This is a genomic window from Mesorhizobium sp. M4B.F.Ca.ET.017.02.2.1 (genome assembly GCF_003998955.1).
In the GTDB taxonomy this organism is placed as follows: domain Bacteria; phylum Pseudomonadota; class Alphaproteobacteria; order Rhizobiales; family Rhizobiaceae; genus Mesorhizobium; species Mesorhizobium abyssinicae.
Window position 1 is genome coordinate 1 of the sequence record NZ_RZOF01000674.1, and the last position, 744, is coordinate 744.

Here is a 744-nt window from a genome sequence, read left to right on the forward strand (position 1 = left end):
GGTTACGACATCGTTGAGCGCCAGCTGGCCGAATTGCAGGTGGCGGTTCATCAGCGCCAGCGGCACCGCGGCAATACTGCCAAGCAGCAGCGGCAGAGCAGAGGCAAGTGTGATGCCGAGCATGCGCTGATCGCCGTAGAAGGCGGCAATGGCCGGCGCGAGGGCTGCAACCACCACGGAACTGCCCAATCCGACAAGCGCGCTGACCCAGAATACCTGATTGAGCTGTCGGTCGCTAATGTCCTTGCGCTGGACCAGCGCCTGCTGCAGGCCAAGGTTTTGCAGCAATCCGACAAAGGCAACGATCGGTCCGACGGACGCCACCAGGCCGAAGTCCTCGGGCACAAGAAGTCGGGCGAGGATGATGACCGAGATGAACTGGATCACCATCTTGAAGCCTTGCGAGCCGGCCGTGACCAGCCCGCCTCGCAGGGCGACGCGGCCGAACTGAGGAGGCGGGTTGGCATTCATACGGGCGATCTCATCTTACAAAGCTGCGTTGCCATCTGGGCGAACCGCTCGTTGAGCATGTCCGCATTGAAATCCGCCTCGATCTTCTTTCGCGCAGCGAGCGCGATAGGCTCACACAGCTTTGGGTTCTCGGCGATCCAGGAGAGTTTGCCGGTCAGCGCCGCGACGTCCCGCTCGGGCGCGAGAAAACCTGTCTTCTGGTCCTCGATCAGCTCGGGAATGCCCGAATGATAAGTGCTGACCACGGTCAAGCCGGCGGCCATGGCCTCCATC

2 protein-coding genes are annotated in these 744 nt (G+C 62.1%); both read right to left on the minus strand.

Going from position 1 to position 744, the window contains the following annotated elements; genetic code table 11:
* Nucleotides 1–471, minus strand: a 471-nt coding sequence (locus EN738_RS34775) for an oligosaccharide flippase family protein (protein WP_145967070.1), incomplete at its 3' end; no start/stop codon positions are given.
* Nucleotides 468–744: glycosyltransferase (locus EN738_RS34780; protein ID WP_127287416.1), on the minus strand; the 277-nt coding region annotated here is incomplete at its 5' end. The genes EN738_RS34775 and EN738_RS34780, both read right to left, overlap by 4 nt.